Origin of the sequence: Pseudanabaena biceps PCC 7429, from assembly GCF_000332215.1 — a bacterium.
GTDB lineage: Bacteria > Cyanobacteriota > Cyanobacteriia > Pseudanabaenales > Pseudanabaenaceae > Pseudanabaena > Pseudanabaena biceps.
This window is the reverse complement of record NZ_ALWB01000157.1, coordinates 1-14,565: the sequence shown is the minus strand read 5'-3', so window position 1 is coordinate 14,565 and position 14,565 is coordinate 1. Positions and strand designations below refer to the sequence as shown.

Genomic DNA, 14,565 nt, shown 5'->3' with positions numbered 1-14,565 from the left:
CGCTTTCAAAAATTTCCTTGTGGTTCGTTTGATCGATAATTGCTGTAAGTAGCTAGGTGCAATTAAATATAAAACCCCAAAACTTGTAGCGTACGCTGCGCTTGCGCTACAGGTTTTGATTCTGGGTTTTAATTATGCCCAGCTACTTAGCGGTAGAAAACATGATTTTGGTTGGTAGATCAATGCCATTACCAAATACAGGGGTGGGATCTAAGCTGGTAATTAAGCGGAAATGCGTAGAGGATATTTTGGGTGTGGTGGGATGGGTCTCCCAAGACTTTAAAAGGTCATGCGATCGCGTTAAGAAAGCAACACCACGAATGAGGGGAGTGATTTGCCAACTGGCGACCAAGGTTTCCACAAGCGCTAATTCGATTTGAGGCGGTGCGTAGGCTTGGAGTAAGTCTTCTAAATATTCATTAAAATCCTCATCGTCTTCACCATCTAACTGATAACTATCGACGATGTACTTCACTCTTTGACGACTAATTTGTTCCCATACTTCCATAACTCCCTCGACTTTGGTTTGTGGTAAGTTGCTTATTTAGAGCTAAATTCATAGGAAAAGATATATTGTCGCGATCGTTAGATAATAATTAGTATAGCTGTATAAGTAAAGATTCTTTCAAGCTAAATTAGATGATCGCATGATTCCTCAGAAATTACGATTAAAAAATTTCCTGAGCTATCAGCAACTAGCCTTAGATTTTAGTGGGCTACATGTTGCTTGTATTTGCGGTGGTAATGGGTCGGGGAAATCTTCTTTGTTAGAAGCGATGTCTTGGGCAATTTGGGGAGCAAGTCGCGTTGCTTCGGAAGATGATGTGATTCATGTTGGCTCTAAAGAAGCGCAAGTGGATTTTACCTTTATGGCAGGGGGAGAGGTCTATCGAGTGATGCGGACGCGATCGCGCAATAGTTCAACATCGCTAGAATTTCAGGTTATGAGTGAAGGGAAATTTAAATCGCTGACAGAAAGAAAGGTGCGATCAACGCAACAGACCATTGTTTCGCACCTCAAAATGGATTATGAAACCTTTATCAATTCGGTATATTTGCGCCAAGGGCGTGCCGATGAGTTTATGCTCAAGCGTCCGAGCGATCGCAAGCAAATTTTGGCGGATATGCTGGCTTTATCGCAGTATGACGAGTTGGCAGAACGCGCTAAGGACATTGCTCGAACCAGTAAAGCCGAATCGATCGTGTTAGAGAATATGCTGGTACATCTTAGGGCGCAAATTCTGGCAGGGGAAGCGATCTCGCCACAGTTAACAGCATTGCAATCGCAGTTAACAGAATTACAGGGCTGGGAGAGCCGCGATCTCGATCGCTTGCAGGTGGCGGAGAAATTGCAGAAACAGTATGAAAGTCACTTGCAGCAATTAACTTGGCTCCAGCAGCAGCAAGCGGGCTTAACTAGTAATCTCATGCAAACTGATCGCCAATTGCTGAGTCAGTGCAAACAAATCCAGCAGTTAGAAGCAACCCTGTCGCAGCGATCGCAAATTTTGCAAGATCGCGATCGCTACCAATTGCTAGCCACGCAAACAGCAGAACTCGAATGTAAGTTTCAGACCTATCAACATCTAAGCGATCGGCGAGTTGAATTCAGCCATAAACTGACAGGATTGCAAACCGAACTTAAGGCGCAATTGCGCCATTATCAGGCTCAGTTGGAGGCTTTAGTCCAGCAAGAAAGGGATCTGCAAGGTATTCTCGGTCGAGCCCCAGAAATCGAAGTAGCGATCGCCCAATTAAATTTAGCGCGGTCAGTCTTACAAGAGTTTGATCGCCTTCATGGGCAATCTACGCCCTTGATCCATCGCCATCAAGTACTTCAGCACCAGTTAGAGAGAGAACAGACAAAACTCACTGCCAAATTAGAGGAACTAGTGGCGAAGAGGGAACAGTTATATTTACAGGTTCAGCACCACGATCGCTTGCTTATTGCTGCTCAGGAACTAGATCGCCAAATTGTACTTTTACAAAAAAAACAAGTCTATCAACAACGAGTCCATGAAAAAGGATTAGAACGGCGCGATTTTTTAGAGCGTTTAAAAATACGTTTGGCGGATGGTGAAGCAGCTTTTAATAAACTAGAAGCGAAAATGCGGCAATTAACCGTCCCCAATGCCCCCTGTCCATTGTGCGATCGCCCCCTAGATGAAGCTCATTGGCAACTGGTACAGAAAAAGCACAAAAAAGAATCTCGCGATTTACAAGCGGATATCTGGGTGGTGAAGGAGCAGCAAGCAGCTTCTGAATGCGAAATTCAAGTGTTGCGGGAAGAGTATCGCAATCTCATGAAAGAGATCGCGCCACTCAACGATTTGATTCAACGTAAGGGCAATTTACAGGAACGTTTAAAGGCGATCGCTGAGGCGCAGCAAAGGCTAGAGCTAATTGATGCGGAGATTGCGGAATTACGAGATCGCCTTCAGACTAACAACTATAGCCGCGAAGCATGGGAGGAGATGGAACTGATCGATCGGAATATTCGCAAATTTGCCTATGACGAAAAAAATCATGCCCTTGCCCGTGGCGATGTCGAGCGGTGGCGATGGGCTGAGGTCAAGCAGTCGGAATTAAAAAATGCTCAGCGTCAAGCCGAAAACTTAGCACTAAAAATTCCCGATCTGCAAACCAAAATCAAGCAATTACACGATCGCCTTGAGAAAAATCTGATCGATCTCGAAGTTCAGCACGAACTCGAACAATGCGATCGCGCACTCGTCCAACTTGCTTACGATCCCGATATCCACCACCAACTTCGCAGTCAAAAACAGGAATTAACGCCAGCACTATTGCAATATCAAGAACTGGCTCGCGCCGAGCAGGAATATCCCGAACTTCAGCAACAGGTTCAACAATTGCAGCAATTACATAATGTCCACCAGCAAGAGTTGGAAATTATGACCAATCAAATCGCACAATTGCAGACCCAATGTCAATCTTTGCAGGGCGATCATGCGGAGGAAATCCGTTCTTTGCGGCAAAATTGCCAAGATTGGCGATCGCAAATGGATGGATTATTATCGCAAATTGGTAGCCTTCAGCAGTCGCAACAACAACTAGAGCAAAACCGACAAAGGGAAAGGGAAACCCTCACCCGAATCGAACTTGCCCGCCATCGCCAACGCATTCATACCGAGCTCCATCAAGCCTTTGGCAAGAATGGCATTCAAGCTCTGATGCTGGAAAATGTATTACCCCAAATTGAAGTAGAAGCCAATCAAATCCTCGCTCAACTCAGCGATCGGCAATTAAACGTGCGCTTTATCACCCAAAAATCTGGCAAAAAAAATGATCGGCTGATCGAAACCCTCGATATTGAAATCGCTGATACTAAAGGCACTAGACCCTATGAAACCTATTCAGGGGGGGAAGCCTTTCGGATCAATTTTGCAGTGCGACTTGCCCTATCCCGCGTACTCGCCCAACGCAAAGGCAGCACTTTGCAAACCCTGATTATTGATGAAGGATTTGGCAGTCAAGATCGATTGGGTTGCGATCGCCTTGTGAGTGCCATTAATGCGATCGCCCCAGATTTTGAATGTATTTTGGTAATTACCCATATGCCACAAATGAAGGAAGCCTTTAACACGCTCATCGAAGTGTCTAAAGGTGATGAAGGCTCTACCATACAGTTAGTAGGATGATGGCAAGTTTTTAATTGAGGATTATGATACTCCCTTCCCAGTGAAGAATTAGACGTTGCGGCGCTTCGCGCCGCAACGCTAATTATTGGTTTTTGATGTCTATTTCTTTGGTGGGAAGGGAGTAGCTACTTAGGAGCAGTTTAGTTAGGAGCTATTTAGGAGCAGTTATGTCTACCAAATCAATTTTGCTGATCGACGATGAACCCAATCTCGCTGCGGTAATTGCCGTATGTCTAGAAAGCTTTAAAGGTTGGCAAGTGCGCGTCGTCAATTCTGGTAAGGATGGGCTTAGCATTGTCGAGGATCTCCAGCCCGATGCCATCCTTCTTGATGTGATGATGCCCGCTATGGACGGTATCGAAGTCTATCAAAATCTCCAAGCGAATTCCCATACGCAACATATTCCCGTCATCCTATTGACTGCTAAGGTACAATCTCGCGATCGCGAATGTTTTGAGAATTTAGGTGTAGTCGGAATAATCGCCAAGCCCTTTGATCCGATGGCGATCGCTGATCGCATTGCCCAAATCTTAGATTGGTGAGGCGATCAGCGATCGCCTCACATTGTTCTCATTTTTAGTAATTAATATGTTGTTAATTACAGATTAAGAACTCTATACCTATTAATGAATATTCAATCTACCTATACTGACAAAACAATTTTAGTCATCGATGACGAAGCTTTTATTTGTGATATCTTGCAAACCTGCTTAGAGTTGCTCCATGGGTGTCGTACTGTTACTACAAAATCGGGGAAAGAAGCATTAGTCTTAGCCACGGAAATCAACCCCGACTTAATTATTCTCGATATCATCATGCCAAATATGGATGGTTTCTCCTTCCTGCAAAAACTAGAAGCCAATCCTCAAATTGCCCATATTCCTGTTATTTTATTGACATCTCGCGCAGATTTAACCGAACCGCAAGCGATCGCCAAATTAAAAGTAAAGGGGGCGATCGCCAAACCATTTTATCCGCTCAAGATCTTTTCGGAAATCTGTCGCATCTTAGGTTGGTAAACAAATTGGTAAACAAATTGGTAAACAAAGGTTTTTGCTATCAAACCCCAAGAGGAGACGGGCGGCGCAAAGTGTCGCCCGTCTCCTCTTGGGGTTGATAGCGCTTTCTTAAAACCTAGATGAGCGTACCGCCCGCGTAGCGGGCGGTACGCTCTCTGGTTTTGGTTTTTAATTATGCTTAACTGCTTATTGCTTAAAAGGATACAATGCTTTGCGAATTTAACAAAAATAATTACACCGCTTTATTCTTTTTATCAAAGAGAACCAGAACCGTTTGGACGATTAGTTCTAGATCGTACCAAATGCTCCAGTTCTTGCGATATTCAATATCGTAGTTAACGACTTCAGCAAAAGTTCGCACGTTAGAACGTCCATTGACTTGCCATACTCCCGTAATTCCTGGTTTAACATCTAGACGATTCCATTCCGTATACCGTTCGTCATGGTATTCAAGTTCGAGTTCGTAGGAGTTGATTTCATTAAAGGTAGGAGGACGAGTTCCGACCAAGCTCATGTCACCAATTAAGACATTCCAAAACTGCGGAAATTCGTCAATACTGGTTTTTCTTAAAAATTTGCCAATTTTAGTTACGCGTGGATCATCAGCATTTTTAAAAAATTTGTCACCAGAACTTAGATTGTCGCTAATAGCCGTCACCGATGCTGAATTTGCATCAATTTGATTAGCTACTTTGGTTTTGAGCTGTTCCGCATTCTTGACCATAGAGCGAAACTTCCAGATACGAAAAGGTTTGCTCAGTAATCCACAACGAACTTGTCCAAACAAAATCTCACCTTTGCTTTCGGTCATAATTGCGATCGCAATTGGGATAAAGACAATGGCAGTAAAACTTAAGCCAATTAACGAGCCAATGATATCAATGAGTCTTTTGATCGGATTGCGTACCGAAGGATGAACGGGAACGCTGGGATCTATGTCAATAAAGGGGAATAAAAACTTTAAGATGGGATAAAAGACCCTCAGAAAAGGAATTTGTTTTAACAATCGCTGAGTGCGAAATAGAAGCAATCCAAATTTCGTAATATTTCTTACTTTAGTCCTCTGGATAGAATTAGGAACGCGAAAAGTATTGCTATCTTTTTCGATGACAAATAAATTGCCCAGTGAAGAAAGCCCGATCAAAGCGCTCACCGCATCACTCACACTCCAGAGAACCAATTCTGTCTCATTAAGGATGGCAATTCTCAAACAATTAGTCAAGGCTCCCAATCCCGCACTATCCATCATAGTAGTATGACTCATATCGATCACAATCTTCTGATAGGATTCCTCATTGTTGCAGATAGTCTGAAAGTTAATGAGAAATTCTCTAGCCGTAGAAAACATAAATTTTTCTGGGCTAAATATAAAGGCAATCTCATCAAAGGTAACGATCGAAGGTTGCTTGTAATCTCGGCTTAGCTTATTGTTTAGGTGAGTTAGATCCTTACTAACTGGGATATAAATAGCTTGAGGATAGAGATTGGCGATCGCTTCACTCCTAACCACAATAAGATCGAGAACATGGAGTTTCATCAATAGCCAAGCCGTAAAACTGACATTTTGGAAACGGGTTTTAGATTCGATGTAAACAACTTTACTGCGACAAACCCATCGAGCAGTTAGTAGATAGGGAACCGAAAAACCTGAGCCCGTAGAAACTACTAAATCTGGCTTTTGAGAAGGAACGACTTTAAGTGCTAGGAATAAGTTACGGATAAAATTTCCTAAATTATTTTTTACAGGGATATATCCCCAGTATTTTCTAGTATCTTCAATTTCTCTTTCCGTAGTACTATTTCTGACCGATACCCATAGGCGATCGCTATAATTACTCCAAAATTCTTTCAGGCTTTGCATATAGCGAAAATAACCACCCGCAGCACAAACTAGCATTAGTTTCTGGGGGTGATATCGATTTTTTAAATATTCACATAGTTGGGATTCATTGACTTCAGGAATTACCGTCGAAGTTTGTTGTAGTTTAATAAATTTGACTAAATCTCCAGGCGATCTGGCGATCGCAATCCCTCGACGTTCAAAATCATCAGCAACCTCCATTTGATGATTATCAATATATTCTCGAAATCTCTGCAAACGTGGCACGAGGACATAGGGAATGTCTTTATCTTCTAATAACTGAGCAATACCCTCATCGCAATGACTAACGATCAGACTGGCGCGATCGACAAGATATAAAAAATCTTGCTCAGTCAGATTTCTGTAGGCTTTGGTTCCATCGGGAAAATAAGTTGAAAAACCATACTGCACCAAGATCTCTTCATTAATTAGTTGATACTTGAGCAATAGTTCGATCCAATGCATAAGAGCATTGAATTGATATTGTTCTGTGCCAACAGTGACTAAAAGCATCTTTAAAGCCTGACTAAAATCTTAACTCAGCACTTTTCAATGTTGAAAGTAACTCAATAAACTAGAGTATAGTGCTTTAAACTGACACTAAGTTTATCAAGCATTACAATAAAAAATGTAATAAATTTTAAAACTTGCAGATTTATGCCAAAAGCTATTTGGAATGGTGTCGTGCTTGCTGAAAGCGATCGCTGTGAAGTCGTCGAAGGAAATCAGTATTTCCCTGAGGATTCTTTAAATTTGGAATATTTCAAACCCAGTGCTACTCATACGACTTGTGGCTGGAAAGGGGTAGCAAGCTATTACAGCATTGAAGTAAATGGTGAAACTAACAAAGATGCAGCTTGGTATTATCCAGAACCCAAGGATGCCGCCAAACAAATTAAAGGACATGTTGCCTTTTGGCGTGGCGTAAAAGTCCAGTCTTGATAAGTAGATAAGTAGCTCAGTATAATTAAAATCCAAAACCAGAGAGCGTACCACCCGCTACGCGGGCGGTACGCTCTTCTAGGTTTTAAGTTTACTTATGCTTAGTTACTTAGGAGCCTGTAGCGATCGCTACAGGCTCCTACTCCCTTCCTACTGAAAGATTAGACATTGCGGCGCTTTGCGCTGCAATGTCTAATCTTTCAGGATCACTTAAGTATTGACCGCCTTAATATGAGCTTGGCGCGAGATCGGTGAATTAACGCGATGGAGAGCACTCCTAGGTAAAACTCGCAATATCTCTTCCGTTGTAGTTGTGCCAGAGTTCAGCTTATTAATTGCCGCTAATCGGAACGAATGAAAATCAATCTCGTTGAGGTAGCGATTCATTTGGGAGATCGTCCCTTCATAAATCATTTGCCGAAAAGCGTCATCAATATCGATCAGCTCGACGATCGCTTCGCGCCCAATATAGCCCGTGAAGAAACATTTATCACATCCTTTGCCCTTGCGCCAACGACCGATGTCGATATCTTCGCGTTCGAGTCTGAGGGCTTGCAATTCCGCTCCAGTGGGATGATGGGGGGCGGAACAATGGGGGCAGTTTTTACGGACAAGACGCTGGGCAACTACTCCCAACAAAGCATCGCTGATAAGTCCGGGATCAGGACCTAAATCCTTGAGGCGAGGGATTGCACTAGCCGCATCGTTAGTATGCATTGTGGATAAGACAAGGTGCCCCGTTAGAGCCGCTCTTACAACGGTTTCTGCCGTTTCGGGATCGCGCACTTCTCCTACCATGACAATATCGGGATCCTGTCGTAAAATTGCCCGCAGCCCCGCCGCAAAGGTCATTCCTGCGGGTTCACAAACTTGAGTTTGGGTAATGTTTGGCAGGATATATTCAACGGGATCTTCAACCGTAATCACGTTGACATGTTCTTGAGCGATCGCCTGCAAACTGGTATATAGGGTACTGGTTTTGCCCGATCCAGTCGGACCAGTCATGATGATTAGCCCTTGGGGTTGCCTTAGCCAATTGTCATAGATTTTTAGGGCGCGATCGCTAAATCCCAAACATTCTAGATGACTAGAAAAAGGATTATCGCGGGGCAATAGGCGAATGACCGCTTTTTCTCCACAGACACAGGGCAGAGTACTCACCCGCATATCGAGATTGAGATGCAAGCTTTCATCACTGGTATATTCTTTGCCGATGCGACCATCCTGAGGACGACGGCTATCGGCAATATCCATATCCGACATGACCTTTAACGCCACAATGATTTTGCGACTGATCTCAAGGGGTAAAGTTTTGATATCGCGCAAAATCCCATCAATCCGATAACGAACGCGCAGCCCCCTAGGTGTAGGCTCTAGGTGAATATCGCTGGCTCGATGTTGGAGGGCGATGGAGATGAGTGCATTAATCCGCCGCGTCTGATCGACAGCCTGAGATAAATACAGATCGGTCACTTCGCCAATATCAACTTGCTCAGCCTCACCCGTGAGCGGATTGATCGCCTGTGCTGAGTGAATTTGATTGGGATTAGGGATATTTTGGCGGCGAAACCACTTGCGATAGCTATCACTAGAAATCACGATCGCTTTGACATCGGTCAAAATGCGATCGCCGATCATTTTGATATCTTCATCGGTAAGAGTCTGGGGACTACCTATATAAAAACAATTTCGCCACAGTAATAACGGGATCACTGGAGGCAAAATACTACGGTCTTCAAATTCGCGAAAAAATCGATAGTTTAGCTCTTGGTCTAGCCAATTTAGATGTACATTTCCATCAATATCAATAAGAAACTGCAAAGCCTCTTCGCAGGATGCAATATTGCCATGCCGTAAACGTTTCCAAACTGATTCCCCAACTGACTGTGTTTGACTCATTCCCGTTAGCCCACTATTGAACTTGCCAATATACTATCAGCAAATAAAGGCAATCCTTAGAGATAAGTAGCTAGGCATAATTAAAATCCAAATTAAAAACCTGTGGCGCACGCTGCGCGTGCACCACAGGCTTTTAGGTTTTATATTTAATTAAGCCTAGCTACAGTAGACGTTGCGGCGCTTCGCGCCGCAACGTCTACTTCTTTACTGGGAAGGGAGTAACCATTGGGTAAGCTCTTTTAGAAACCGCTAGTCATATTTCTTGTTGAACTGTTTTTTTGCCTGTTCGTAAACCTCAATAGTGATGGGATTTAAACCATTGTCCTGAGCATATTTTTCAATCTTTTTAAAAGCAAAAGGACGGACAAAAAAAGGAATATCCTTGAGCTTAGCTTCCGCCTCAGGAGTCCATGTAATCTTTTCACTCATTGCGTCTTAGGTTTTGGTTTTACGAAACAAATTTTAACCCATGAGATCGCTAGAAAGCTCTGCAACTAAAGGTAAAACTTCATCACACCAAGTAATCCAGCCCTGCTCGAAGATAATCCCTCGGCGCAAAGTTAGGTAGGCAAAGCGACTCACTCTACTGCAAGATTGCAAATCGCTAAAAAAGTTGCGCTCGATCGCCTGATAAATTTCCAGTTGCTGCTGATGCAGTTGGCGATGCTCCTGAATTTTATTAACAATTTCTGCTTCAGGAACGAGATAGCCAGCATAAATTTTAAGCAAAAATTCATCCTTGACGGTGGCAACTTCGCTGGATTGCAATAACCATGTTTTCAGATGCGACAAGCCTAAATCCGTAACTGAAAATATCTTTTTGTCAGGTCTTCCCTCTTGAGCGATCGCTTCGGCGGCAATCCAATTTTGCCGATCTAGTTTCGTTAATTCCCGATAAATCTGTTGGTGGGTCGCCTGCCAAAAAAATCCCACCGACCCATCAAATTGTTTAGCGAGGTCGTAACCACTTTTCGGTTCGCAAATCAAAGAAACCATGATGGCATGAGCAAGAGACATAGGTTTGAAATTTATTTGAACTGGGATTGACATATTCACTTAGTTGAGTATACATTATTTAGTATATTCAATTAAGTGAATAGTAACCTAGTTGAATATAAATAAAGTTTAAGAGTAAGGCTTGCTTTTAGGGCAGGAACCTTGAAGAAGGAAACGTCAAATAAAGCTATGAGTAAGAAAATCTTGATTTTACAAGGACATCCCAACCCCGACAGCTATTGTTTTGCCCTTGCCGAAGCCTATAAGAGTGCAGCGATCGCCGCTGGTGCGGAAGTACGTGAGCTGGTCATCAATGACTTGAAATTTAATTTCAATCCACCCGAATATAGATCCAAACTAATTCCCGAACTCGAAGAGGATGTACTGAAGGCACAAGATGAAATTCGTTGGGCGGAACATCTAGTTTTTGTCTATCCGACTTGGTGGGGAACGATGCCCACTTTGCTGAAAGCGTTTATCGATCGGGTGTTTACCTCAGGATTTGCCTTCAAATATCGTCAAGATTCTATTTGGTGGGATCGTCTTCTCAAAGGAAAAAGTGCCAGATTAATTGTCACTATGGACGCGCCCCCTTGGTATTACCGATTTGTCAATGGTAGCCCAGGGCATAAGGCGATGAAAAATACAATTCTGGAATTTTGTGGTGTCAAACCAGTAAAAATCACTACCATTGGTAGCGTTAAAACTTCCAATCTAGCCCAAAGACAGAAGTGGCTAAATCAAATAGGAAATTTAGGAAATCAATATTTATGAACATCATCGCCCCCAATCAAGTCCCCATTCGTACAGGTTCTAACTATCCCGATCGCTTTAAGCCCGTTGTCGCTGGGCGCGAAAAAAAACGTTTAGGCGATGCGGCAGGCATAAAGAACTTTGGCGTAAATTTAACCACCCTCGCACCACAATCTCGTTCGGCACTTCGGCACTGGCATACAAAGCAAGATGAGTTTATCTACATGCTATCGGGAGAATTAACCCTGATTACCGATGAAGGTGAATCTATTTTAAAAGCTGGTCAAGCGGTAGGATTTCCTGCGGGTGAGGCAAATGGACATTGTCTTTACAATCACTCAGATGCAGTTGCAACTTACCTAGAAATTGGCGATCGCCTTCCCAACGATGCAGGAAATTATCCCGATGACGATCTTGTCGCTATCTCGACCGAACAAGGCTGGCAATTTACCCATAAAGACGGAATTCCTTATCAATCTTAGTTACCAATCTTAGTTATTAATCTTAATGACACAAAACCATGAACATACCGCAAATGCTTCAATGGCAGTGGAGTAGTTACCTGCGCAATCACAACTCAAGGGAGAACCTGCTTCTCCATATTATCTTAGTTCCTTTATTCCTTGCGGCAAACCTTGGACTGGCGATCGCCATTCTGAATGGTTCCCTAATGGCTGTCATGGGTTGCATCGGACTGATGATTTTATCGATATCGATGCAAGGAAAAGGGCATAGCCTTGAGGAATATGCCGCCGAGCCTTTCTCCAGTCCAATCAATGCGATCATTCGGCTCCTTTTGGAACAATGGATTACGTTTCCTCGGTTTGTCTTGTCTGGGCATTGGTTTCAAGCCTTACAGAGTTCTAAGAAAAGACAGTTACCCTAAGCCCTTCCAGCTTTCTAGAGATTTCTAGAGATTTCTAAGTAGTTCGGCATAAAACCCAAAGCCAGAGAGCGTACCGCCCGCTACGCGGGCGATACGCTCCTCTAGGGTTTAAGTTTACTCATGTTTAGCTACTTAGAAATCCCTAGAGATTTCCCATTGCCTACGGCAAAAATACCTCAGCAATCCTATTCAACCGACGGAATTAAATCATGACTACAACTATTTCAAATTCAAAATCGGCATCTTGGGCAAAGGCGATCGCTAAACCAGCGAAGGAATTCCCTCTCACAAACCTCTCGACAATCTCTGGCAAGATTCCCACAAATCTCAAAGGTTCTCTTTACCGCAATGGTCCCGCGAGGCTAGAACGTGGTGAATTTATTGTGGGGCATTGGTTTGATGGCGATGGCGCGATTCTTGCCGTGCATTTTGCCGATGGACAAGCAAGAGCCACCTATCGCTACGTGCAAACTGAAGGATATTTAATTGAAGAAAAAGCCAATAAATTGATCTTTGGCAATTACGGTATGACCGCCACAGGCTCATGGCTACATCGCTTTGGCAAGTCTTCTAAAAATGTGGCAAACACTTCTGTCCTAGCCTTGCCCGACAAGCTTCTAGCACTATGGGAAGGAGGATTGCCCCATGCTTTAGATTTAGAAACCCTCGAAACCTACGGATTAGAAAATCTCGAAGGATTACAGAAGCATTTGCCCTATTCGGCTCACCCCAAGCGCGATCCACAATCAGGGGAAATTTTTAATTTTGGAGTTTCCTATGGGAAGGATGCGACTTTACATATCTATCGTAGCGATCGTCACGGCAATCTCATCACCAAGAATCAGACAATTTTGACTGGACTATCGATGATCCATGATTTTGTCCTCGCAGGAGATTATTTGATTTTCTGTGTACCACCCCTGCGGATGAATCCACTGCCAGTGCTACTGAATTTAAAGAGCTACAGCGATTCATTAGATTGGAAGCCTGAAGAGGGAACGGAAATTTTAGTATTTGATCGCCACAACCTTGAATTAGTCAGTCGTAATATTGTCGAGCCTTGGTTTCAGTGGCACTTTGGTAATGGCTATAGCGATCGCGATGGCAATGTGGTCTTTGACCTGATTCGCTATGAGGACTTTACGACTAATCAATTCCTCAAAGAAGTTGCCTCAGGGCATACTAAAACCAAGGCGCAGGGAACATTTTGGCAAATGCGGCTCAACCCCAAAACGGGAGAATTCCTTGAAACTGCGCAGCTAATGGATCGAGGTTCGGAATTTCCGATTGTCGCACCTGCCGAAGTCGGACAGTTTTCTCGCTATACCTATCTCTCTGTCCGAAAATCAGCAACTCCCCAAACTGAATTGTTTAATGCGATCGCTCGTTACGATCGTCAAACCAATACTCTAGCTGAAACCGATCTTGGTACAAATTGCTATCCAATGGAACCAATTTTTGCTCCCGATTTGACCCGTCCCGACCGTGGTTATGTGATTACCGTTGTCTTTGATGGCGATCGCGAAAGTTCAGAGGTATGGGTATTTGATAGCGATCGCTTAGACTCCGAGCCAGTTTGTCGCTTAGCCTTACCTAGTATCGTGCCCATGGGTTTTCATGGCACTTGGCGCTCATAAGGCGATCCTAAAATAATATCAAGTTAAGAAATGGCGTAGCCATTTCTTAACTTAAAAACCCTTAAGTAACTCAAATTCAGATCTAAAACCTGAGGCGCACGCTGCGCGTGCGCCTCAGGCTTTAGGTTTAGTTTTTAATTCACAAAAGTGTTGTCACACTTTCGTGAATTGATAATTGATATAAGAGGAGTAATATAAGAGCGTGTTTGAGAAGTTAAGCGAGACGTTTGAGGAGGATCTGAATCATGCCGACATAGAAAAAAGCCTCAGAAGTTTCAGGTAAAAGTTCGTACTCTCTTGTCAAACGCCGAAAGCGAGAAAACCAAGCAAAAGTACGTTCAACCACCCAGCGCTTTTGTTGGACAACAAAGCCTTTTTGCCCCACAGGAGGAACGACAACCTGCAAACACCAGTAAAAAGTATGCAGAATCGCCAGAATGAAAGCTTTACCACTATAACCACGATCTACCCAAATCGTTGATAGACGGGGGAAACGGTCACGAATTTGGTTGATTTTTTCTAAAAGCATGGTTGCCCCCTTGCGATCATCGAGATTTGCCGCAGTAACTACTGCTATCAATAGCAAACCCAATGTGTCCACAAGAATATGTCGTTTTCTCCCATTGACGAACTTGTTGCCATCAATACCAACTGCTTCTGGTGATGCTAATCGGTTAGCAATTTTGTAACTGCTCAACCTAGAAGAATCAACAAAAACAGTGTTCGTATAACCAATAAATTACTGATTGTCTTTATAAATTAATAAGGCGTTGTTGCATGAATAAAAAGAAGACAAAAGAATAGAGAATATTAGGATAGATAATTAACGAACAACAGAACAGGAGACAGGTTTAGCAAGTTGAATCATGCGATTAAGCGCAGCACATTTGATAGAACAACTCAACCGCCTGAT

The 14,565-nt window shown here is 43.2% G+C and carries 14 protein-coding genes; 8 read left to right on the top strand and 6 right to left on the bottom strand.

From position 1 onward, the window contains the following. Positions 1-142 precede the first annotated feature (142 nt). Positions 143-508, bottom strand: coding sequence for a hypothetical protein (locus PSE7429_RS16110; RefSeq protein WP_009628331.1), 366 nt, complete (start codon positions 506-508; stop codon positions 143-145). A gap of 139 nt (positions 509-647) precedes the next feature. Here PSE7429_RS16110 and PSE7429_RS16105 point away from each other — a divergent pair, with 139 nt between their 5' ends. The 3 genes from PSE7429_RS16105 to PSE7429_RS16095 all read left to right on the top strand — a co-directional run bounded on the left by PSE7429_RS16105 (position 648) and on the right by PSE7429_RS16095 (position 4,678). After that, positions 648-3,659, top strand: a complete 3,012-nt coding sequence (locus PSE7429_RS16105) for an AAA family ATPase (protein WP_009628330.1) — start codon at positions 648-650, stop codon at positions 3,657-3,659. Positions 3,660-3,826: 167 nt separating this feature from the next. Continuing rightward, entirely contained in the window at positions 3,827-4,201 is a 375-nt protein-coding gene (locus PSE7429_RS16100; protein WP_009628329.1) for a response regulator, read from the top strand. Between the two features lie 84 nt (positions 4,202-4,285). After that, positions 4,286-4,678, top strand: a complete 393-nt coding sequence (locus tag PSE7429_RS16095; RefSeq protein ID WP_009628328.1) for a response regulator — start codon at positions 4,286-4,288, stop codon at positions 4,676-4,678. Between the two features lie 232 nt (positions 4,679-4,910). On the opposite strand, the gene PSE7429_RS23790 is transcribed toward PSE7429_RS16095, so the two are convergent. Continuing rightward, positions 4,911-7,052, bottom strand: coding sequence for a sugar transferase (locus tag PSE7429_RS23790; RefSeq protein WP_009628327.1), 2,142 nt, complete (start codon positions 7,050-7,052; stop codon positions 4,911-4,913). A 144-nt stretch (positions 7,053-7,196) separates the two neighbouring features. Here PSE7429_RS23790 and PSE7429_RS16085 point away from each other — a divergent pair, with 144 nt between their 5' ends. Further along, positions 7,197-7,481: a DUF427 domain-containing protein gene (locus PSE7429_RS16085; RefSeq protein WP_009628326.1), complete on the top strand. Its 285-nt coding sequence runs from the start codon at positions 7,197-7,199 to the stop codon at positions 7,479-7,481. Between the two features lie 210 nt (positions 7,482-7,691). Here the strand turns inward: PSE7429_RS16085 and PSE7429_RS16080 are convergent, their stop codons facing one another. From PSE7429_RS16080 to PSE7429_RS16070, 3 genes are all read right to left on the bottom strand, one after another. Beyond that, the gene (locus PSE7429_RS16080; protein ID WP_009628324.1) at positions 7,692-9,380 is read right to left on the bottom strand and encodes a GspE/PulE family protein; all 1,689 of its coding nucleotides are present in this window, start codon (positions 9,378-9,380) and stop codon (positions 7,692-7,694) included. A gap of 249 nt (positions 9,381-9,629) precedes the next feature. Continuing rightward, positions 9,630-9,809, bottom strand: coding sequence for a PCP reductase family protein (locus PSE7429_RS16075; RefSeq protein ID WP_009628322.1), 180 nt, complete (start codon positions 9,807-9,809; stop codon positions 9,630-9,632). A gap of 33 nt (positions 9,810-9,842) precedes the next feature. Continuing rightward, on the bottom strand, positions 9,843-10,397 hold the full coding sequence (locus PSE7429_RS16070; protein ID WP_009628321.1) for a PadR family transcriptional regulator: 555 nt from the start codon (positions 10,395-10,397) through the stop codon (positions 9,843-9,845). Positions 10,398-10,565: 168 nt separating this feature from the next. Between PSE7429_RS16070 and PSE7429_RS16065 the strand changes: the two genes are divergently transcribed. The 4 genes from PSE7429_RS16065 (at position 10,566) to PSE7429_RS16050 (ending at position 13,652) form a co-directional block, all read left to right on the top strand. Further along, entirely contained in the window at positions 10,566-11,150 is a 585-nt protein-coding gene (locus PSE7429_RS16065) for an NAD(P)H-dependent oxidoreductase (RefSeq protein ID WP_040689083.1), read from the top strand. Next, a complete protein-coding gene (locus PSE7429_RS16060) occupies positions 11,147-11,611 on the top strand; it encodes a cupin domain-containing protein (protein WP_009628319.1) in 465 nt (154 codons plus the stop codon). Before PSE7429_RS16065 ends, PSE7429_RS16060 begins: the two co-directional genes overlap by 4 nt. A 53-nt stretch (positions 11,612-11,664) precedes the next feature. Continuing rightward, positions 11,665-12,015, top strand: a complete 351-nt coding sequence (locus PSE7429_RS16055; protein WP_202950460.1) for a hypothetical protein — start codon at positions 11,665-11,667, stop codon at positions 12,013-12,015. A 209-nt stretch (positions 12,016-12,224) separates the two neighbouring features. Next, positions 12,225-13,652, top strand: coding sequence for a carotenoid oxygenase family protein (locus PSE7429_RS16050; RefSeq protein WP_009628317.1), 1,428 nt, complete (start codon positions 12,225-12,227; stop codon positions 13,650-13,652). Positions 13,653-13,866: 214 nt separating this feature from the next. Here the strand turns inward: PSE7429_RS16050 and PSE7429_RS16045 are convergent, their stop codons facing one another. Continuing rightward, positions 13,867-14,349 carry a transposase gene (locus PSE7429_RS16045; protein WP_009628316.1) on the bottom strand — a complete coding sequence of 161 codons (483 nt, stop codon included), beginning with the start codon at positions 14,347-14,349 and terminating at the stop codon, positions 13,867-13,869. Positions 14,350-14,565 lie beyond the last annotated feature (216 nt).

Coding starts and splice junctions, on each gene's coding strand:
- PSE7429_RS16110 (WP_009628331.1), bottom strand. CDS start 508: ATGGAAGTATGGGAACAAATTAGTCGTCAAAGAGTGAAGTACATCGTC.
- PSE7429_RS16105 (WP_009628330.1), top strand. CDS start 648: ATGATTCCTCAGAAATTACGATTAAAAAATTTCCTGAGCTATCAGCAA.
- PSE7429_RS16100 (WP_009628329.1), top strand. CDS start 3,827: ATGTCTACCAAATCAATTTTGCTGATCGACGATGAACCCAATCTCGCT.
- PSE7429_RS16095 (WP_009628328.1), top strand. CDS start 4,286: ATGAATATTCAATCTACCTATACTGACAAAACAATTTTAGTCATCGAT.
- PSE7429_RS23790 (WP_009628327.1), bottom strand. CDS start 7,052: ATGCTTTTAGTCACTGTTGGCACAGAACAATATCAATTCAATGCTCTT.
- PSE7429_RS16085 (WP_009628326.1), top strand. CDS start 7,197: ATGCCAAAAGCTATTTGGAATGGTGTCGTGCTTGCTGAAAGCGATCGC.
- PSE7429_RS16080 (WP_009628324.1), bottom strand. CDS start 9,380: ATGAGTCAAACACAGTCAGTTGGGGAATCAGTTTGGAAACGTTTACGG.
- PSE7429_RS16075 (WP_009628322.1), bottom strand. CDS start 9,809: ATGAGTGAAAAGATTACATGGACTCCTGAGGCGGAAGCTAAGCTCAAG.
- PSE7429_RS16070 (WP_009628321.1), bottom strand. CDS start 10,397: ATGTCTCTTGCTCATGCCATCATGGTTTCTTTGATTTGCGAACCGAAA.
- PSE7429_RS16065 (WP_040689083.1), top strand. CDS start 10,566: ATGAGTAAGAAAATCTTGATTTTACAAGGACATCCCAACCCCGACAGC.
- PSE7429_RS16060 (WP_009628319.1), top strand. CDS start 11,147: ATGAACATCATCGCCCCCAATCAAGTCCCCATTCGTACAGGTTCTAAC.
- PSE7429_RS16055 (WP_202950460.1), top strand. CDS start 11,665: ATGCTTCAATGGCAGTGGAGTAGTTACCTGCGCAATCACAACTCAAGG.
- PSE7429_RS16050 (WP_009628317.1), top strand. CDS start 12,225: ATGACTACAACTATTTCAAATTCAAAATCGGCATCTTGGGCAAAGGCG.